This is a genomic window from Hyphomonas sp. GM-8P (assembly GCF_003263315.1).
Taxonomy (GTDB): domain Bacteria; phylum Pseudomonadota; class Alphaproteobacteria; order Caulobacterales; family Hyphomonadaceae; genus Hyphomonas.
This window is the reverse complement of the sequence record NZ_AWFE01000079.1, coordinates 1-19,853: the sequence shown is the minus strand read 5'-3', so window position 1 is coordinate 19,853 and position 19,853 is coordinate 1. Positions and strand designations below refer to the sequence as shown.

The window sequence follows — 19,853 nt, the reverse complement described above, 5'->3', positions numbered from 1 at the left end:
CTGCCGGCAGAATTAGCCTTCCTTGTCCGGACTTTCCAAAATCAGACCACTGCCCTTCAGAAACTCCACTGCTGACCAAATATGAATAGAGAGCGCCTCAACAGCCGCATCGGCGTCGCGCGCAATGGCCAACTCGAAAATCTTCTCGTGCTCAGCATGGGCCAACACGCCAGGGCTTACTCGACTGGCTGTAGACAAACGCCGGTAGCGCTCCGCCTGCTTGTAGAGAATAACTCGGAATTTCTGCACCCAGCGAGAGGAAGAAGCCGATACGAGCGCATCATGAAATTCCTGATTTCGCTGCTCCCATATCTCGAATCCTGCGATTGGGTTAGCTTCGAGTCTTTTCTCCGCAAGGGACAGTCGATGATATGCTTGGACAACCCGACCTTCCCAGTCATCTTTCCCGGATACGATACTATCCCGCAACGCTGATGCTTCCAGCAGGACCCGCGCCTTGGTCAAATCCTCAAAATCTACAAGCGACATTGGCGCCACTCGAAAACCTTTTTGGGATTGAGTAAGGACGAGCCCATCCGACACGAGGAGAGATAACGACTCCCTCACAGTGCCAACACTCACTCCATAATTTTCACTTAGTGGCTGAAGTCGCAGCTTGTCACCCGGCCCATACTTGCCGTGTACAATATCGAGACTCAACTGCTCGTAAGTCGACTCAATCAGGCTCCGAGGCCCGTCTGATTCGGACTCAGTTTCCGTCCGACGCTGGAACATTTCACCCGTGGACATGATTGATAGCCTCTTCCTCACCTTGGATTATTCTTTTTTATCAAATAAAATTATTTTTTTTCTTATGTCAACAAAATTCAGGATGCATTCCCCAATTTCTCAGCATTCCGTCTGGGCCATAGAGTCCCACGCACGCCCGAAAATTCGTGTTCATTATCCTTTGCCCAAGCGCCTGATAAAATGTTCACTCGGGAGATAATACAGACGCACGTTAGCGTACGCACTTCCGCGTAGCGCGCCTCAAACAAGCTCTCTCATGAATCTCAAAACCAATTCATTTACTTCCTCAGGCCGTTCTTGTTGGATCCAATGACCGCATCCGGACAGAATGTGTGACCCGACATAATTCGGAACGAACTCACCTACACGATCAATTGCCTCTAGTCCCCATCCTGTCGTGACATCGCACTCTCCTCCAATAAACATCGCAGGTGGACGAAGCTGAGTGCCGTCATGTGACGCAAGCTGCTCCCAACTCTTTTGAATACTTCGATAGTAGGAAAAAGGCCCTATCATTCCGGACCGCTCGAATTCCTGCGTATAGAACTCCAGATCATCCGTTCTCAACCAGACCGGAAGATCGGCGGGCGCATGCATTTTGTCCCGCATTCGAGCACCAAACGGTATACTAAGGGCACTCGCACGTATGATGTCCACTTGCGGTAAATCCAATAGGCCAGACAAACCCGCAGCCTTCATACTCTCGCCTGAAAAGGCCCACAGAACGTCGCGGATCCAACCACCCGAATCTTCTTCGAATTCCCGTATGGCCGGTGCCAGCGAACCAAAATAGTCCTGATAGAATTGTTGGTCTGGTCCAGCCAATTCTTTGTGAATATCTTCTGGAGAGCGTTCACCGAAAGGAGAGCCAGGCAAAGCAATTAGCCCGCGCCCAGAGAAAGGAATTGCAAGCCCCACAACGCCACGGAAGATTTCAGGATGCAACCAGGCCGCTGTCCAGGCAATCATTGCCCCCCAGTCATGCCCAACGACAACGGCACTTGAGGCACCTAACGCCCTGACCACACCCACGATGTCCTCGACAACAGACTTGATCAGATAATATTCGGAGTCCAAGAATTTGGATGATCGCCCATAGCCTCTTAGATCAATGGCAACGGCCCGGTAACCGGCCTCGGCTAAAGCTGAAAGCTGGTGGCGCCACGAATACCAGGATTCCGGAAAGCCGTGAACGAGTATGACTAGTGGGCCTTCGCCTTCGCACACGGCGTGAATTCGGGTAGAGCCGACAGTCAAGAATTGTGAGCTTCTTTGTTGCATGATTTTTTCCGAAATCAGAAATCAAAATTGTCTCTGTGCGTCCGTGAAGGCCGGTTCCAAAAAGCAAGTCCGGAAAGCCCCTCGGGAGGTATCCTGCTGCTCCAAATAACTTGACCGCATAGCTCTCCGCCGAACTATTCAATTCTCAAAACGACATTGCCCGGCAACGCTCCGCTCTCAACCAGTTCATGGGCTTCCACGAGATTTGCAAAGCTCACTTTTTTTGCAATATTATGCAGGACGTTCTTGTCCTTAAGCATGTCTTGGAGCACCAACAGGGCTCTTTGCCTATCTGACCTGGATAATTTGTACACGATGAAAAAGCGATAACAGATATTGCGCCCGATGGACGGCGAGAAAGGCAAGGCGATTTCTTTTTGACTGCTGCCATAGATGACGGCCAGCCCCCCCTCTTTCATAATCGCCACGTCTGTTTGAATGTTGGCAGCCAGGTCTACTTCGATAATCCGGTCGACGCCCCGATGGTCCGTAACCTTGTTGATTTCATCGACCAGCGTGTCTGTTTTGTAGTTGAATACAAAATCTGCTCCTGCGCGCCTCGCTAGGGCCTCCTTCTCCTCACTGCTGACTGTCGCAATGACAATTCTGGCACCACAAAATTTTGCCGCCTGAATCGCGTAATGGCCAACCGCACCCGCGCCACCCGCGACGAGGACAATCTGCCCTCGAACTCCTCCGTCAGTTGCGACGGCATGACAGGCGGTCATTGCAGGAATGCCGAGACATGCACCGTTCTCAAGCGCCAACCCGTCCGGCATATGCTCGACCTGCTCAGAAGGCAGCACAACGAATTCAGCCGCAGTTCCATTGCTTCTGTTCCATGCGGCATTCCAGACCCAAACCGCATCGCCTGGCTGAAAATCGTCAACGCCATCACCAATCATATCGACCAGTCCGGCTCCGTCGCTATGAGGAATGCGTGGAAATGGGATTGTGGAGGGGATGTGCCCACTGCGGGTTTTGACATCAGAAGGGTTCACACCCGACCATTTTAACCGCACCCGAACTTCGCCGGCCCCAGGCACCGGCATCACCATCTCGCGCAGCGTCAATACGTCCGCAGCGGGCCCCGTATTTTCGTAGACATACGCTTTCATGTTTTTTCCTTTCTGGCGTCAATTCCAGGTTCAAAAATTACTCATTTGTGGGCGCCAAGACATTTGCCATTGTGGTGAGGTCGGATACGGCCTACCGAGCAATGGCTGATGTGATATCCTTCAATACCTGCGGATCATCGATTGTCGCGGGGACGACATAGTCTTGCGACTCCGCAATGCTCTTGATCGTTCTCCGTAGAATTTTTCCCGACCTTGTTTTTGGAAGTTGATCGACAACGATGACACGCTTGAAGGCAGTCACCGGACCAATTTCGGTTCTCACCAAGTTTACGATTTCTCTCGTAATTTCTTCCTCTGCACGCGTGACCCCATCGTTCAAAACGATGAGCCCAATTGGTAATTCTCCCTTCAAAGAATCTGCAACTCCAATAACGGCGCACTCCGCGACATCTGGATGGGCCGCCACCACTTCCTCGATTGCACCAGTGGACAGGCGATGACCCGCAACGTTAATAATGTCGTCAACGCGGCTCATGACGAAGATGTAGCCCTTATCGTCTATGTATCCGGCATCCCCAGTCTTGTAGTATCCGGGGTATTCCTCAAAGTATGATTTTAGAAATGCCTCATCGTCTTCCCACAGTGACAGCAAACACCCCGGTGGAAGCGGCAGCTTTATGACAATAGCTCCGTGCCCACCTTGCGGCATTTCAGAGCCGCTCTCATCCACAATGCGAACATCAAATCCAGGCATAGGAACTGTACTAGAACCATATTCTGTTGGCAGCTGTTCTATTCCCAACGGATTGGCTGCAATCGGCCACCCTGTTTCAGTCTGCCACCAGTGATCTACGACTGGTACATCAAGGAGACGCTCTGCCCACTGGATCGTGTCAGGATCTGCTCGTTCACCCGCAAGAAACAGCTGTCTGAAACTGGAATGATCGTAACCGGAAAGTAATGAGCCTGCTGGGTCGACTTTCTTGATCGCCCTGAACGCCGTGGGTGCCGTGAAGAGCGTATTAACCCGGTGCCGCTCAATCACCCTCCAAAAGGTTGCAGCGTCTGGTGTTCCGACCGGCTTTCCTTCAAACAGTATTGTCGTACTGGCGTTAAGAAGCGGACCATACACAATATACGAATGACCGACGACCCATCCTACATCCGATGCGGCCCAGAACACCTCTCCCGGTTTGACATTGTATACATATTCCATCGACCATTTGAGAGCGACCGCATACCCCCCGTGATCCCTGACAATACCCTTCGGCTTTCCAGTCGTCCCCGATGTATGCAGAATGTATAGCGGGTCGGTAGACGCCACGCTCACACATTCGGCTCTCTCGCCAGCCGTTCTTGCGGTTTCAACCAGGGCGGCCCAGTCGAAGTCCCGCTCATGCTCAAGCTCGCACGTCCTGCTAGAACGCTGGAAAATGATTGAACACTCAGGTTTGTGCGGGCTGAGCCTGATCGCCTCATCAAGGAGAGGCTTGTACTCAACGATACGACCAGGCTCGAGCCCGCAGGACGCTGACAACACAATTCTTGGCGTCGCGTCCTCGATTCGAGTGGCAAGCTCTCTAGCTGCGAACCCCCCGAATACGACCACATGGACTGCTCCGATGCGCGCCGTCGCAAGCATCGCAATCACAGCCTCGGGAACCATTGGCATGTAAATCAAGACCCGATCGCCAGCATTCACCCCACGCTCTTTCAGCACGGCCGCAAGTACACCAACCTCATCGAGCAGTTCAGAATAGGTATACTTCCGTACGGCTCCCGTCATTGCGCTATCGTAAATCAGCGCCAAGTCATCTCCGCGGCCATCGCGCACATGACGGTCCAATGCATTCCAGCAGATATTGCATTCGGCGCCCACGAACCAGCGGGTCGTATGACCTTTCGATTCTCTAAGTACGTCGTAAGGTCTGTGCCATTCAACAGCATGGGAGGCTTCTTCCCAAAATTCATCAGGCGCCGATTCCCATTTTTGGTATGTCGCTCTATAATTTCCCATACAAATGTCTTCCAATACGGTAGAATTCCATCTTACCGTCCTTGTGGTCATGAACACCGCTCAACCAAAATCGGTCCAGCAGCCTATAAGGGATTGTCCCCAATTTTTTTATGAAATGGCGCCTGACAACAGGTCTCGGGTTGGCAACCTAATCGATGCCAACCCGATTCTGATTAGCGTCTATCCCTCAACTTATCGACGTCGAACAATGAGTTGTCCATCTGATCAACTTTGTCCCAATCTGACGTTATACTGAGAATTGTGTGACGCTGTGAAATCACGTTTGGAATGATCACTGAACGCCACATTGCGAGTCCCGTTGTGGGCTGCCACCAGCGTGAATCGTCCCAAGTCCGCCATAGGTTACCCCGACGATCGTACATTTCCACCCACTGGGTATAGTAGAGTTCCTTATCTACCCAAATGCGTTTTTTGGAGTACTGGTAGCTGTTGGTGCGATCATCGATATCATAAACCCATACCGGCCTCAGCTCCATGTCGACAATTCCCGTCAAAGCGCAATGCGCCTCATCCGGACGATAAGGATCGTATGCTGCACCAACCTCCGGTGCGGCTAATACGAAGCCCTCTTTAACCATGGTGTACTTGAATTTGCGTTTATCAGTTTTGGTCCACTGACTACGCCATTCATCCCAAGTGAGCTCCAGCGACGGAGCAATTGGATCTTGGCCATTGGTACCAGTAAGAGTGCGAGTACGACGGAGCGTAGGGATGAAAATCTTGAAGTTGTCATCTTTGTCAGCATCCGCGTACCGAAGTCGGACACCGGCTAATCCTCGCACATCCCTAGGCGAAGTTAGTAGCAAAGAACCCGCTTCGGTGACACCTTCATATCCCGGAACATTACCGAGCGGAGTTTTACCAACTCTACCCGCCATCTTGCGCCACCAAATATTGCCTGTGTAAGAGCGTTCGACCTTATTGCTGGAGCTACAGCCGGTCATCAGTACCGGGTTGAACCAGAGATCTTCTGTTCCCACGCCGTGCGCATTGAACAACCAGTTTAGTTCATCACCATTTTTTGGTGTCAGGAAAGGCAATCCGCTCTTTGTGAGAACGCCATTCTTTCCGTCCCTGTCTACCAACTCGCCCTTTTCATTAATCGTGAAGGGATCTTTGCCCAGCTTCTTGGTCGCATCTAGCAGAGCTTTCTGCATATAATAATGGTTCGTGGGAACAATGCGGATACCCTTGACACCCATCCACTCACTATTGAGCCGATCAATCCAGAACTTTGGAAGATAGTCTGACAACCAAGGCATTGACGCCAGGTTGTCTTTCGTGATGATTAACCCTGGTTTTAGCTCGCCCGGAATATCGGCGTCCTCTATGAGGCTCGAGGCCGTGTAACCTCTGAAATCCTTCCACTCTTTCTCAAGTTTTCGGGTCTCATCATTGTCAAGCATATCAGCCCAGGCTTTGTGTTCGGGCAAGCCCGTCTCCTTGGCAAACGCCTTCCAGCGCTCGATATAATCTTCTTGTGCATTCGCTACGGGCGTTGCTGCAGTCGCAACTGCCATAAGCGCCGTCGCTCCGATCAGAAAGCTTTTCAAGCTTAACCGTTTCATTTTCTTCTCCATCATCAAGAACCAGACATCTTTGCGTTATCGTTATGTTTCTCTAGAATTGGTAGGTCAGAGAAAACTCAACGTAGTCCGATTTGTTATAGAGCCCCAAAAGGCCCTGCTCATCCTTCCCGCTAAAGTAGCCCACTTCAATTCTGGGCTTCCAATTTCCTCCTCCTACGGAGAAATCTATTCTCTGCCTTATCGCAACGCCACCTTTATCCATGTCCCAGATCGCCAAGCCATCCAGAGTCACTTTGTCGTTTAAGAAACCCTTCGTGTACGTCTGAGTTATGAATTCCTGGTTCTCTTCAACATTTGTAAGCGCGTAAGGCGCCTGAAACAGGAGCCCATCAGCATCTTCGGTATGGATCTCGAAAAACTGAGTTGTCATAAAAATCGAACTGCGCTGCGATTCCCACCCCGGCACCCAGAAATTATAATCAAATCCGACCAGGACAGACAGCTGATCTCGTCTCGCGATTGTGTCGTCACGGGTAGTGATGAGAGCTGGTGTGCCGACGGTCATCCGCCCGGGCACAAAGGGGTTCTGAATCACCCCCTTGTTGAAGGGTTTGTCAAACTCGTATGCCGCCTCCAAACGCAGTACCGGAGAGACATCCTTTCTACCGAATCGGAACTCCGTCATATCGCGTGTGAATGAAAAACCGACGGTCTTTTGCCGGAGTGTGTAATCGAGGTCAAAATCTGCAGTAATAGAACACGGCACCCCTCCCGCCGCCGGATCCAGAATATCAAGGCAGCCGAACGGAATTAAAGGAAAGTCCCCTGGCGCCGCAGTCCCAGCTGCTAGAGACTGGATGAAATCAACGTACTGACCCGGCGCATTCATCGCACCTATGGTGGTTGGGAGATCAATGGGCACATTGACAACGCCCGCTGCATTTGGATCTCCGATAAATGTGCCAATATGAACTGTTGCACCGGTGTTGACGACGATCGGCAGATCCTGAAAACCGTAAAAACCATTAACTGTCCCCTGCCCGCCAAGGACATCGAATTTTAGCCGCATGCCGACCTCGGAATCTTCCCAGTCGTCTGTTTCCTTGTCCGACAGCTTTGCTCCCAACAAAGGCATTCCAAAACCGGACTGCCCTTCCACCAATCTCGGAAAGGGCAGTCCGAAGGGCCCTCCGGACGTGCTGGAATTCGGCGTGGGATTATTCACGATGAATTCGGAATGGCGTACCACCGGAGTGTAGATCACTTCCAGTGATGGATCCTTGAGTCCTAGCCCCTCAAAAGGAGCAGCCAACCCAAGCTGGTCAATATCCAAAGATAGGGCAGCACTCCACTGAGGTATCCGCAAATCCTCGGTGTCTGTAAATATACTCCTTTGGCGGAGATCCTGTGGGTTCAGAATATCAAGAAGGCGCAGACCATCTGCTTGCCCCCACCCTCGCTGAAACTTTCCGACTTTTAGAGACGCGCGTCCCTCTGAATCAGCAAACGCTATCGACAGCTCTCTAATCACATCCTGCTCGAAATCATCGAGTATGCGATTTTCTTCACCGCTATTACCAAACGGTTCAGGAAGCGTGAGCGCCCCATCCTGCGAGAGTAAAAAATCAAAGCGATCTAGAAACGGAGGGCCCTTAGTAAAGTCTTGCGTGCCAGGTCCGATTGAATCTCCGTCATCAAGATCATAGTACCAATCGCCGCGCAGCCAAAAATCGGAAACAACCGTCACATTGCTATTGGGAGTCCACTCAGCCTGAAGCTGCGCTACAAACTGGGAGGGCCCCACTCCAGTTCCACCACCATACCGGTCAAAATAGACGCCCGTCCCTTGCGTCAGACGTCCGCCCACCCAGACATTGTCGGGCAGGTTCAGCGCTTCAGCCAATGACTCGGCATTCGCTGCTAGCGGCATCATAAGGACTGTGGAAAATGCTGTAGCCCCGAGCAGGCATAGCTTTTGCGACTTAGTTTTAGTTTTTTTATTCTTGGTGTTCATCTTTCTCTCCCTCACTTTCTATTTTTTCCGATGCGCAGCCAGGCTCTATCGCCCTCAATCTAACCAACCATCGCCCTGACTATTTTCTTCTGTGTGCTAAACGGAAATCCCCGCGGCTTCAGCAAGCCGATTGCTGCAGGCACAACAGTGAGCGCCCCCACCATGTTGAACATCAAGATGATCGCCAACAGAACGCCCATCTCGGCTTGGAACCTGATCGGAGACAGGAAGTACCACGGCAATAGCGGCAGTATCATCGTCAGTGCCGTAACTATCACGGCAATACCAGACGTGTTGAACGCCCGGCCCGTCGCCTTCGCGAATTCATGGCCGTGCCTCATTTCGTCGCGTATCCGGTCTGCCATGTAGATGCTGTAATCAACACCACGGCCCAAACCCAACGCAGCAAGCGGCAGCGTATTCAAGTTCATCCCCACGTCCATAAGCGTCATGACACTCATGGTGATAAAGTGAGATGTCGTCAGTACAAGTATGATCACGACTGCGACTGCGGGTGATCGATATAGCCAGAGCAGGTTAACTGCGATAACGATGATAATGGCAATAAGGAGTACATTTTCTTTGTGCTCGATCTCGTCGTTACTCGCCTTAATTATACCGATCTGTCCGCCGGCGAACCTCACACGCGGCTCCCCATCTGAAAACTGATAGGTGTTTAGAAATTCATGGCCCGCCGCCATCAACGCATTCACGGTGTCAGCACTATGCTCCCCCGTATAAATTGAGAGCTTACCGATGCTCCATTCCGGGTTCGTATAGGCGGCAAAGTCTCCTGGCTCACCGCCAGACCGGAACATGTGAATGTTAAACCCTATTTCTTCTTCTGTATCAGGAATTGTTTGGTATGAAGGGTCCCCTTCCCACAAAACCATGTTGATATTTTTTACAATTGGAACAAGGCTTTGTGCGCGAGTTGCGGGAAGAACTCGTTCGTAAATATAGCGATCAAATGCTTCGATCTGATGATACACACGCGGATCTAGCATTATCTCTCCATCACCGGAGAAATAGGCCTGCATTACATCCGTACCGACACGGTCAAAGCTCGAGTTGATTTTTTTGACATCTTTGTTGTATTGGGAATCTTTCCACAGGATCGGGCTCCCTTCTGCGTCACCTATTTTTAGCCCCTGCGAAATGAAAATGCCCGCAATCAACGCAGCGACAAAAGCCGGGAGGAATACATATCTGGACGCTTTCAGCCCAAAAATTTTGGCCAATACGGCTTGACCGGGTAAGGTGGTGCGGAATTTTGTCGGCTTCCGAAGGACCGCCATGAACGCCGCAGCAACAATAATTCCCGGGGTCAGCGTTAGAAGCCAAAACGTGCAAATGAAGGCAAGCGACTGTATGCTTGGGATAGTCACCAGAGCCAGAACCGTAAATCCAGCTGCATCGGTAATCACAGCCGCAGTGCTCGGGAACAGAAGGCGCTCAAGGCCTTCTTTTACTGCGTCACGCATGGTGGCACTATTTTCGATTTCATCGAAAACGCGCGAAACGAATTGAACTGAATGGGATAAAACAGTGGCGAAGACGAAGAATGGGAGCAAGAGCAACAGGGGATCAAGATTGTAACCGACCAAGCCAATGACGCCAAAGCCCCAAATCGTGACGGCGAAGGCCACGAGCATTGGAACAGCAACGCCCACCCAGGACCTGAAATAGAAAAATAGGACGGCAGCGATAGCCAGCACAGAGGCCGCAAAAACCAACAGCATATGAGGCAGATATTTCTTAACCGTGCCCAGAAGTACGGGCCTGCCAACGACTGATATTTTTACATCTTTCGTCGAGAATTCTGATTTTAGATTGTCAATAAAGGCGACAAACTCCCGAGAATCCACCTCCTCTGAAAGCTCGGCAGAAATAAGCATTGAATGCTCATCCAGTGAGACCAATGAGCCGAGAAACTGCCCCCTGACGATTTGTTTGAAATGCTCCATATCAGACTCAGAGCGGGGCACTTCCGGCCACATAAGAGGACTGACCAGAATTTGCCCCTCCCCGCCGGCCACCGATCTCGTCTTCCGGAGATTGGCCGCCTCAAACAGAGGGCGGATATTGTTATCGTGAAAATAGAACTCGTCTGATACTTCCCGATACGTTTCAAGAAAGTCCGAATTGTAGATGTCGCCTGCTTTATTTTCGACTTCGACAAGGACATTATTGACTCCACCAAACTGACTCCGGAACTCCTTATAGAGTTCGACATTCGAATGGTTTGCAGGCAGCATATCTTCGATAACGACCTTCAACGAGACACCTGTCACGCCGAAATAAGCCGCCCCCGATGTGACCAGAAAAGCGATTGCCAGAATGATTCTGGGAAATCTTATGACGAAATTCGAAATATAACTTACCACTGAATTTGAGCCTTTGATTGAATTTGCAACAAGCGAACTACTCCTGTTACCACCGCACTAACGGCTCCGGATCTGAGACATCGAATTCGGTTTTTAGTACGGCACCGTTCGCCCCAACGACAACATACCCTCCGTGTTCTGATGTTTTAGAGACTCCTCCGTACCAAAGGAATCCTGGCTTACTCTCCAAGGGCAACAAATCCGATACAGGCAATCCAGCTTTTACACGGACCACACCGCCCTGGCCTACGATCACTCCGTCACCATCTTGGTCTAATGTTAGATCGAACAAATGCGCATCTGTCCCCGAGGACAAAGCTGTGATCGTCGGGACACGGTCCATTAAGCGTCCCGAGCCCTCTTCAACGTCACTGTCCGAACCAAATCGAACCATTGTAAGCTTGCCGCCAAGCCCAGATATTAGCGCCTCCGAACGCCATGCATCTACCGCTGTGAATGTGACCGAGGCATCGGGCGCGTCCAGCACCTCCCAGCTCAATCCATCATCGATTGACGACGCTATCAGGCCGAACTCCCCAACCAAAACCAACCGCCCGTCCTCGAGACGTGTAATGCCATTCAATCTCGGTAGATCACGTCCCTGATATCCGGATAACGCCTGAGTTTGCCACGTTTTACCGCCATCGGACGTGTGAAGCACTGTAGCCTCATGTCCGACGACCCAAGCTGTCTGGGCGTCGAGACAGTAGACATCTCGCAAGTTAATGCCCGACTCAATATGCACAACTTCCCAATGTGCGCCCCCGTCTTCAGACCTCAGGATCTTTCCTCTACTCGTGACAGCAATGCCGACGGACTCGTCCACAAAGTCGATCCGCCTAATTAAGTCCGTAAACGGTAAGGGCTCGCGCTTCCAGTGCCCTCCTCCATCCTCGGTCTTCAGTAGCGTCCCGTAGTATCCACCCGCCCAACCCACAGAATCAGAGACAAAATCGACGGCAAATAAATTATCAGGAACAAACCGTACACGTCCGTCAGTTGGTAGCTCTATATTTGACCGAGGGCTTATGTCGGGGGCCGGTAAAACGGCCTGCTCAGCCAGCGCCCCAGGTTGGGAGAAGTAAAGTACCCCAGCAGCAACGGTAGCATGAGCGAATTTGAAGACCGGCAGGTTCATAGATTTGATCCAAAAGACCGCCAGCACTGCTGGCACAATTTCAACTTAGTTGGTGAACGCGTTCAGGCTGGGTCAGCCCACGCCAATACCGCCATCGGACAAGATGGTTGTGCCTGTGACGTATCGAGCCGACACCGGACAGGCAAGCAACGCATATAGCGCTACATGGTCTTCAGGCTTTGCGGCAAATCCGAGCGGTGTCATGCCCTCGATAAGTTTGTCGATCTCTGGAATCTCAGCCATCTGGGACTTTGCGTGCTCGGATGAGGGCGACCCGGAAAGATTGGTAATCGTACCTCCTGGAGCTACGCCATTAACCCTAACGTCTGGCGCGACTTCCTTCGCAAGCTGCTTGATGAGTCCAATCACAGCGTGTTTCGATGCCACATATAGCGGACCACCTCCGCCCGTAAAAAAGCTTGAGCTAGAGGCCGTGAAAATTATGGACCCTTTAGACTGGCGAAGCGCAGGAAGACACGCGTACGCTCCGAGCGCGTACCCCTTTACATTCACACCAAAAATATCATCGCAGACTCTTTCGAGCTTTTCTTCATCCTGCGCTTCCAGAGGCGTAATAAAATCCCATATCCCTGCATTGCCGATAAAGGTGTTCAGTCCACCGAATCTCTCCACGGCAAGGGCCGCAGCGCGCTGATTGTCTGCCAGACTGCGCACATCCCCAATTACTGTTTCAACCTCAGCCCCGAACTCACCCCGCAACGAACTCGCCTGTTCGTCATTGACGCACAGAACACACAGTCTGGCACCTTCCTCGACAAAATGATGGACCACCGCCCGACCAATTCCCGTGGCTCCGCCCGTAATCAAAACGGAACTGCCGCTTAGTTTTGGCATATTTACGTACCTCCCTAACAACCTTGCTTGAGGCGCAAGATTTTGTTCTTTTTTTGAGAAAAAATGATTTTTTTGATTGTGTCAATATTTATTTACGAACAGCGCGAGCTCAAATTCCGTAGCAAGGATCGAAATCTGCATGTGGCCAAAGGCAACTGTGCTATCGAAGCTGCTGTTAATTTCGCCATACGGAACAGACGCCAGCGCAACTTAGTGCATCTGACTCCCGGATTGGACAGTTCCCTACGCCCCGGATGTCGACAAACCACTTCCCGACTCCGGAACATTATTCCGTGCACTAACATATTACTCTCGGTTGTTCGGGAACACTCCGAACGCAGTCCATGTTCCCACATCTCCGATTATTCGCGCATGGCAGCTTTCGAGAATATTCTCGACGCACAAATATCATGGGTAGGCCTACAGAATTCCAATCCTGTTCACCCGAGCGCGTAGATTTCATAAAGTTTCACAATGTGGGAGCGATGCCACCCATTCGTATCCGGCCAGGTTGACGCGCAACCGGATAGCGGCTCAACCCAAATGTGTCGTGTCAGGTTGAACTTCACTGCCATTCAAGGTCAGGGAACGCTCAAGAGATACGACAACCAGTCTGTTTCCTCCGGCGGAGCTAGGTCTCCGCCAAACTCTGGGAGCCTAAGCGGCTCCCATTTTTTTGACCTCTCATCTCCACATGATCAGGCGCCGGCCCCTAAAGTGGAAGAGATTGACTGAGCTACCCCGTTGAGCTGAATCAGGCGATCACGCTGTTCTTTAGGACTCGCCCACCTCTGGCTAGATGAACTAGAAATTGCGCCCACGACCATTCCCCGCGAAGTGAAGACTGGCACAGCGATGCAATAAAGTGCGTTATGAACCTCGCCATCGTCAACGCCGAATCCCCTAATGCGCGTGCGATGTAGTTCTCGTTCGATTTCGGCTGGGTCCGTGATCGTTTTATCCGTGAGCTTTGGAAAGGGCCCGCTGGTTATATACGCCTGTCGCTCGTCGACCGTCATGTGCGAGAGCAACACCTTGCCGATAGCAGAACAGTACGCCTCCAGCTGCCCTTTCTCGCGCGTGAACACCTCCTCTCCTTCAAATACCGCCTTCGCGAGGTAGGTAACCATGTCGTTCTCCAGAATGCCAAAGTGGGTCGTGGTTTCCAACGCGACACTTAGTTGTTCCAAAATGGGTCGTACTATTTCCGACAGCACAGCATGTGGTGTGAACCCCTCCAGCTTCTTCAAAAAAACAGGGTTTGGCAAATATCGTCCACGTTTGGATCGGCAGATGAGCCCGGCCGAATGGAGGGCATTCAGATGCCTGTACAGAGTCGATTCCGGCACTCCGAGCTGGACACTCATTGCGTCTGATTCGAATACACCGTCTTGCTCAACAAGCGCTCCGAACAAGGCCATCGCCTTGTCGAAGGAAGACATGGATCGTGTCACACGGATCTCCATTTATCACATTGTGATAGTAGCTGGCCTGCCTCGGATTGCAGTGTCAAGTACATCGCGTAGTTTGCGATCTGCATTCCAAGTCACTTACGGACGCGAACCAGACCATGATCTCCAGAGATGAAATTCAGAAGGCTGCAGATGCACTGTTCGACGCACACGCGGGACAAACCTACTGCGCGCCAGTGCGTGATCTCATTGGTCTTGATCCGCAAGCCGGATACGAGGTCCAGGCGATCAACACAGCCCGGTGGGTGTCCGCGGGACGACGAATTGTTGGCCGGAAAATTGGCCTGACGTCAGCGGCAGTCCAAAATCAACTTGGCGTAGACCAGCCCGATTTTGGCGTCCTCTACGCGGATATGGAATATTGCGACGGTGATGAAATTCCGTTGTCAGCAACTCAACAACCCAAGGCCGAGGCTGAAATAGCCGTTATACTCGGCAGGGACATCAACGCGCAGGATACAACACCAAGCGAACTTATCCGAGCCATAGACCACGTCGTGCCTGCCATCGAAATTGTGGGCAGTCGTATCAAGGACTGGGATATCCGCATTTCGGATACGATCGCGGATAACGCCTCATCCGGCCTATATGTCCTGGGCGGGCCTGTTCGTGCACTGCATGGGCTTGATCTCGTCAATGCCGGCATGGTGATGAAATGCAATGGACGCCCGGTTTCATATGGCGCCGGCATCGCGTGCCTTGGAAACCCGCTAAACGCCGCCCTCTGGCTCGCACGAAAATGCGCAGAGCTCGGAGCCCCCCTCAAGGCCGGCGACGTCGTTCTGACAGGTGCTCTTGGCCCGATGGCCTCAATGGGGCCTGGTGATCTGTTTGAAGCGGATATCGAAGGTATTGGGTCGGTTCGCCTCGCAATTGCGGCGAAATAGGAGACATAGGAAATGACAACTCTCAAGAAGACCAAGGTTGCGATCATCGGATCCGGAAATATCGGAACTGACCTCATGATCAAGGTCATGCGCAAGTCGAAGGGTCTCGAAATGGGCGCAATGGTCGGGATCGATCCCGACTCGGACGGCCTTGCCCGGGCGAAGCGCATGGGTATCGCGACCACGCATGAAGGAATTGACGGTCTCGTTAAGCTCGACGTGTGGCCCGAAATCGGAATTGTCTTTGATGCGACATCTGCTGGCGCACACAAGCGGCACAATGAAGTCGTCACATCCGCTGGCAAGGTGATGATCGACCTCACGCCTGCGGCGATCGGGCCGTATGTCATACCCGTCGTCAATGGTGACGCGCATCTGGATGCGTCAAATGTCAACATGGTCACTTGCGGCGGGCAGGCGACGATCCCAATCGTGGCAGCGGTAGCATCCGTCGCGACAGTCCACTATGCGGAGATCGTCGCTTCCATCGCCTCCAAGTCAGCCGGGCCGGGAACGCGGGCCAACATTGATGAATTCACCGAGACAACCTCAAAGGGTATAGAAGAGGTTGGAGGAGCCCGGAAAGGCAAAGCCATAATCGTCCTGAACCCGGCAGAGCCTCCGATGATTATGCGCGATACGGTATTCACCCTCTCTAGTGGCGCGGATGAGCCTGCAATTGAGGCCTCAATTGAAGCAATGGTTGCAAAGGTCAACGCCTATGTGCCCGGCTATCGGATGAAGCAAAAGGTTCAGTTCGAACGGTTCGGCTCGAACAACCCGGTCAAGATTCCGGGCCTGGGCACGTTCGAAGGCATCAAGACCAGCGTCTTCCTGGAAGTCGAGGGTGCTGCCCACTACTTGCCTGCATACGCGGGAAATCTCGACATCATGACTTCAGCTGGCATTGCGACCGCTGAGAAGATCGCCGCGCGGCGGCTAGCCAAGGAGACTGCCTGATGGCGTTCGATCCCAAATCCGACAATCTTTACATTCAGGACGTCACTCTGCGCGACGGGATGCATGCGATCCGACACCAATACGGTATCGAGCACGTCAGCAAGATTGCCGCCGCCCTTGACCAAGCCGGGGTCGACGCAATCGAGATTGCACATGGAGACGGCCTGAATGGCTCAAGCTTCAATTATGGTTTTGGTGCCCACACAGACTGGGAGTGGATTGAAGCCGTCGCGGATTCAGTGAAAACGGCGAAACTGACCACGCTCCTCCTTCCGGGGATCGGAACGATTGAGGAGCTGAAGCATGCCTATAAGCTTGGCGTCCGGTCTGTCAGGATCGCCACACACTGCACGGAAGCCGACGTATCGAAACAGCATATCGGTGTTGCCAGAGATCTGGGTATGGACACGGTTGGCTTTCTTATGATGTCCCACATGGTTGAGCCTGAGAAATTGGCTGAACAAGCCGCCATGATGGAAAGCTATGGTGCCGAATGTATCTATGTCACCGATAGTGGCGGCGCGCTCGACATGGATGGATACATCGCACGGCTTCAAGCCTACGAAAAAGTCCTGAAGCCGGAAACTGAACGGGGTATCCACGCCCACCACAATCTGTCGCTTGGCGTCGCCAATTCCATTGTCGGCGTTCAACATGGCGCAAGACGCGTGGATGCTTCGCTGGCCGGCATGGGTGCCGGGGCCGGAAACGCACCGCTTGAGGTGTTCATCGCAGCCGCCGAGCGAAAGGGGTGGAAGCATGGATGCGATCTTTTCGCGCTCATGGATGCCGCTGAGGAACTTGTCCGCCCACTCCAGGACCGCCCCGTCCGCGTTGATCGCGAAACGCTCTCGCTGGGCTATGCCGGGGTGTACTCGTCCTTCCTCCGGCATTCAGAGAAGGCAGCGAAAGATTATGGGATCGATACACGTGAAATCCTGGTTGAACTAGGACGTAGGCGTATGGTTGGTGGCCAGGAAGATATGATCGTCGACGTAGCCCTGGATATATTGAAAGAACAACAATCCACTCAAAAACTTGCGACGTGAGCGACCAATCTTTATTGACTGTTGTCTTGCATCGCGGTCACGATGCGAGACTACAATCATCTATCTGGTATCAATCTCTCGATGCAGCCTGTTGTAATTGTGACGGCTGCGAGATTCAATCTGTCTGGACGAACGGCGCAGTCAGAACACGCTCAATCTGCTTATGTGCGTACAGTGCTTTTGGCTCGGTGAGCGCACTTTTTCATCGCCTTTTGACCTAAGCGAGCAACCTTGAAGTTTCCATGATAAATTGAAATTGGCACGCCTTCTGCATTCCCCTGACGCGGGAGGCAGATCCATGCTTGTTCACACGATAGAAGACCTGAACGATACCCTCGCCAGGTATGACTACACCGCCAATCTCTCACGCGGGAACTGGGCCTGGGAATTCGCCCGGCGCAATTCCGCGCTGAAAGCCGCCGCCTATGCTGCGCAACCTGACTTTGAAACAAGAACGGCATGTTGTGACATACAGCTTCTCCGGCTTTGCGAGCAGGACCGCCAAGCCGAAGACTGGGGACTTCTCTATTTTCCGAACCCAGATCAGTCGGCCCTTACCACGCATGTCTTCTGGTCCGACAAGACCTATCCCCGCAAGGTCGCCGTTCACGTGCGTGAAAGAGAGCGCGGCGAGATCGACGAAATCTTCGAAAAGAGCACGCGCCTCTGCAAGATCATCCATCTCGTGGATGCCTTCGAGCACGAACACATCCTTGTCAAAGGTAAGAAGTGCTCGATCCAGGTCAGGTGCAGTGGCAAGTCGCTCTTGTCCCTCGAGCCTGTAAAAATGGAATTCTCCATCTCGGGATTCAGCACAATGCAGGATCACGTGAATGCGCTGAACCGTGCCCAGAAGGTCTACGGCGACGACGACATGTCGCCTCCTGTCTGGTCACGCAAGGGCCTCGGCTATCGCAACGCTCTTGTCGCCTTGGATGCCCACGACGCGGGACTCACCTATCGTGAAACCGCGACGATTTTCTATGGTGAGAAGCGCATCTCGGAAGAATGGGGCGGACCGTCGTCCGCCATGAAGTCCGAAATGGCCCGCCTGCTCGCCAAGGGCCAGCGCCTTCGGGACGGCGAATATTTCTCCCTTTTGGAAGAGAACCTTTGACCTGCCCCTCCGCACATCGAAGAGCGCATACGACGTCATCCGGTCGAACGCTCTATTTCGATTAGCGGCTTACGAACTGGTAGACACCTCTTAGTATCTCAAAGCACTTGTAAGCATCGCCCCTCCCCCGCCTGCTGACGCGGGGCTGTCCGGGAGACGAGAGCCCTCCACCTCGTCCACGTCACCTGACCGGGCCCGGCTCGTCTCCGGTCACGCGGCCACCCGTTCGGGTCGCCGCGCGCTGCGGGGGCTCGCCGGCGGGGGCCGCGCTTTGCTTCCCACTGGCCTTACGGCCAGAGGGGTCAGGCGCGCGTGGCCTCTCGATACCTCAATCTGCCTCGGGCGATGGCATGAGCCATTTGCCGAGAACGGTCACATCCTGGCGCTCGTAGCCGAGGGCATTGTAGAAGGCAGTCGCGGTCTCGTTCTCCCCGCGCACCATGAGCTGCACCTTCGGCGTCCCCCGCGCCGTCAGCCAAAGCTCGGCTTCGGCCATCATTTCGCGCCCATGGCCGCAGGCTTTACGGTCTGGGCTGACAGCCAGATAGTAGATCCAGCCGCGATGGCCGTCATGGCCGACCACGGCGCTGGCAATGACATCGTTATCTAATGTACCGACGAGGATCGTGGCATCGCGGGATGCGATCGACCGGTCCATGTCTGCATTCGGGTCGTCCCATGGCCGGGTCAGCGCACACGCCTCCCAAAGCGCAATCAGCGCTGCGCGGTCAGCTTCCCGGAAGTCTCGTATATCCAAGGCCATGGCTGTCGGGTCTGGAAGGATTCGTATCCACGGCACCAGCCTGCCTGTTTGGTGTTTGAAAGCGTGGACAAGCTTTCCCAGCAGCCGGGAGGGGGCGGACGGCGCGTCTGCCCGGGCGCGGCCCGCGCGCAAGGCGCCGGTGACCTGGGTCCGCCGGTTCTTTCCGTGCCTCCTACCTTTCCGCCTTGCCCCCGGCCCTCATACGCCCGGGCGCCCGCACCTTTCGTCCGCCCCCTCCCGCCTGCCGGGAAAGGCACGCGGGCGAGGTTCAATTTTGCGAGGCTGACATGACCCCTTCACACGAGACTCCCGCTCCCCTTGGAACAGCGACCGGACCAGATTTGCGGGACACGCCCCGCATCTATGTCGCCTGTCTTGCCGCGTATAATAATGGACGGCTCCACGGGGCGTGGATCGACGCGACAGAACCGGACGAGATGATGCAGGGCGTCCGCGCCATGCTGGCGGCGTCGCCTGAACCGGGTGCGGAGGAATGGTCAATTCATGGTGCGACCAGAAAGTCGCATCTGTTGA

The 19,853-nt window shown here is 53.2% G+C and carries 16 protein-coding genes; 5 read left to right on the top strand and 11 right to left on the bottom strand.

The features are described from left to right. Positions 1-12: 12 nt before the first annotated feature. The 10 genes from HY26_RS12315 to HY26_RS12270 all read right to left on the bottom strand — a co-directional run bounded on the left by HY26_RS12315 (position 13) and on the right by HY26_RS12270 (position 14,513). Entirely contained in the window at positions 13-750 is a 738-nt protein-coding gene (locus tag HY26_RS12315; protein ID WP_112073751.1) for a GntR family transcriptional regulator, read from the bottom strand. A gap of 240 nt (positions 751-990) precedes the next feature. Further along, on the bottom strand, positions 991-2,031 hold the full coding sequence (locus tag HY26_RS12310) for an alpha/beta fold hydrolase (RefSeq protein WP_112073750.1): 1,041 nt from the start codon (positions 2,029-2,031) through the stop codon (positions 991-993). 134 nt (positions 2,032-2,165) lie between these two features. Next, positions 2,166-3,149, bottom strand: a complete 984-nt coding sequence (locus HY26_RS12305; RefSeq protein WP_112073749.1) for an NADPH:quinone reductase — start codon at positions 3,147-3,149, stop codon at positions 2,166-2,168. A 91-nt stretch (positions 3,150-3,240) separates the two neighbouring features. Beyond that, positions 3,241-5,127, bottom strand: a complete 1,887-nt coding sequence (locus HY26_RS12300; protein WP_112073748.1) for an AMP-binding protein — start codon at positions 5,125-5,127, stop codon at positions 3,241-3,243. A gap of 173 nt (positions 5,128-5,300) precedes the next feature. Then, positions 5,301-6,716 carry an outer membrane lipoprotein-sorting protein gene (locus tag HY26_RS12295; protein WP_158531489.1) on the bottom strand — a complete coding sequence of 472 codons (1,416 nt, stop codon included), beginning with the start codon at positions 6,714-6,716 and terminating at the stop codon, positions 5,301-5,303. 52 nt (positions 6,717-6,768) lie between these two features. Next, positions 6,769-8,691: a hypothetical protein gene (locus HY26_RS12290; protein ID WP_034738354.1), complete on the bottom strand. Its 1,923-nt coding sequence runs from the start codon at positions 8,689-8,691 to the stop codon at positions 6,769-6,771. Positions 8,692-8,750: 59 nt separating this feature from the next. Then, a complete protein-coding gene (locus HY26_RS12285) occupies positions 8,751-11,078 on the bottom strand; it encodes an RND family transporter (RefSeq protein WP_112073746.1) in 2,328 nt (775 codons plus the stop codon). 46 nt (positions 11,079-11,124) lie between these two features. After that, positions 11,125-12,216: a YCF48-related protein gene (locus HY26_RS12280; RefSeq protein WP_146740220.1), complete on the bottom strand. Its 1,092-nt coding sequence runs from the start codon at positions 12,214-12,216 to the stop codon at positions 11,125-11,127. Between the two features lie 72 nt (positions 12,217-12,288). Further along, the gene (gene hcaB, locus HY26_RS12275; protein ID WP_112073744.1) at positions 12,289-13,071 is read right to left on the bottom strand and encodes a 3-(cis-5,6-dihydroxycyclohexa-1,3-dien-1-yl)propanoate dehydrogenase; all 783 of its coding nucleotides are present in this window, start codon (positions 13,069-13,071) and stop codon (positions 12,289-12,291) included. Positions 13,072-13,769: 698 nt separating this feature from the next. Further along, the gene (locus HY26_RS12270; RefSeq protein WP_158531488.1) at positions 13,770-14,513 is read right to left on the bottom strand and encodes an IclR family transcriptional regulator; all 744 of its coding nucleotides are present in this window, start codon (positions 14,511-14,513) and stop codon (positions 13,770-13,772) included. Positions 14,514-14,641: 128 nt separating this feature from the next. On the opposite strand from HY26_RS12270, the gene HY26_RS12265 reads away from it, so the two are divergent. From HY26_RS12265 to HY26_RS12250, 4 genes are all read left to right on the top strand, one after another. Next, a complete protein-coding gene (locus tag HY26_RS12265) occupies positions 14,642-15,430 on the top strand; it encodes a fumarylacetoacetate hydrolase family protein (RefSeq protein ID WP_112073742.1) in 789 nt (262 codons plus the stop codon). 12 nt (positions 15,431-15,442) lie between these two features. Then, positions 15,443-16,390 carry an acetaldehyde dehydrogenase (acetylating) gene (locus tag HY26_RS12260; protein WP_112073741.1) on the top strand — a complete coding sequence of 316 codons (948 nt, stop codon included), beginning with the start codon at positions 15,443-15,445 and terminating at the stop codon, positions 16,388-16,390. Next, positions 16,390-17,439 (top strand): 4-hydroxy-2-oxovalerate aldolase, encoded by a 1,050-nt coding sequence (dmpG, locus tag HY26_RS12255; RefSeq protein ID WP_045699438.1) that lies wholly within the window; start codon positions 16,390-16,392, stop codon positions 17,437-17,439. Before HY26_RS12260 ends, dmpG begins: the two co-directional genes overlap by 1 nt. A 298-nt stretch (positions 17,440-17,737) precedes the next feature. Next, complete coding sequence (locus HY26_RS12250) at positions 17,738-18,556, top strand: DNA -binding domain-containing protein (protein ID WP_034742714.1); 819 nt, start codon at positions 17,738-17,740, stop codon at positions 18,554-18,556. Positions 18,557-18,884: 328 nt separating this feature from the next. On the opposite strand, the gene HY26_RS12245 is transcribed toward HY26_RS12250, so the two are convergent. Then, positions 18,885-19,319, bottom strand: coding sequence for a GNAT family acetyltransferase (locus HY26_RS12245; RefSeq protein ID WP_112073740.1), 435 nt, complete (start codon positions 19,317-19,319; stop codon positions 18,885-18,887). A gap of 287 nt (positions 19,320-19,606) precedes the next feature. On the opposite strand from HY26_RS12245, the gene HY26_RS12240 reads away from it, so the two are divergent. Next, positions 19,607-19,853 (top strand): antirestriction protein ArdA (locus HY26_RS12240; RefSeq protein WP_146740219.1); only part of this gene is annotated, 247 nt, incomplete at its 3' end.

Bases quoted from the DNA above. Each gene is read 5' to 3' on its own strand.
- HY26_RS12250 (WP_034742714.1), top strand. From the start codon at position 17,738: ATGCTTGTTCACACGATAGAAGACCTGAACGATACCCTCGCCAGGTAT.
- hcaB (WP_112073744.1), bottom strand. From the start codon at position 13,071: ATGCCAAAACTAAGCGGCAGTTCCGTTTTGATTACGGGCGGAGCCACG.
- HY26_RS12315 (WP_112073751.1), bottom strand. From the start codon at position 750: ATGTCCACGGGTGAAATGTTCCAGCGTCGGACGGAAACTGAGTCCGAA.
- dmpG (WP_045699438.1), top strand. From the start codon at position 16,390: ATGGCGTTCGATCCCAAATCCGACAATCTTTACATTCAGGACGTCACT.
- HY26_RS12245 (WP_112073740.1), bottom strand. From the start codon at position 19,319: ATGGCCTTGGATATACGAGACTTCCGGGAAGCTGACCGCGCAGCGCTG.
- HY26_RS12310 (WP_112073750.1), bottom strand. From the start codon at position 2,031: ATGCAACAAAGAAGCTCACAATTCTTGACTGTCGGCTCTACCCGAATT.
- HY26_RS12270 (WP_158531488.1), bottom strand. From the start codon at position 14,513: ATGTCTTCCTTCGACAAGGCGATGGCCTTGTTCGGAGCGCTTGTTGAG.
- HY26_RS12290 (WP_034738354.1), bottom strand. From the start codon at position 8,691: ATGAACACCAAGAATAAAAAAACTAAAACTAAGTCGCAAAAGCTATGC.
- HY26_RS12305 (WP_112073749.1), bottom strand. From the start codon at position 3,149: ATGAAAGCGTATGTCTACGAAAATACGGGGCCCGCTGCGGACGTATTG.
- HY26_RS12260 (WP_112073741.1), top strand. From the start codon at position 15,443: ATGACAACTCTCAAGAAGACCAAGGTTGCGATCATCGGATCCGGAAAT.
- HY26_RS12300 (WP_112073748.1), bottom strand. From the start codon at position 5,127: ATGGGAAATTATAGAGCGACATACCAAAAATGGGAATCGGCGCCTGAT.
- HY26_RS12280 (WP_146740220.1), bottom strand. From the start codon at position 12,216: ATGAACCTGCCGGTCTTCAAATTCGCTCATGCTACCGTTGCTGCTGGG.
- HY26_RS12265 (WP_112073742.1), top strand. From the start codon at position 14,642: ATGATCTCCAGAGATGAAATTCAGAAGGCTGCAGATGCACTGTTCGAC.
- HY26_RS12295 (WP_158531489.1), bottom strand. From the start codon at position 6,716: ATGAAACGGTTAAGCTTGAAAAGCTTTCTGATCGGAGCGACGGCGCTT.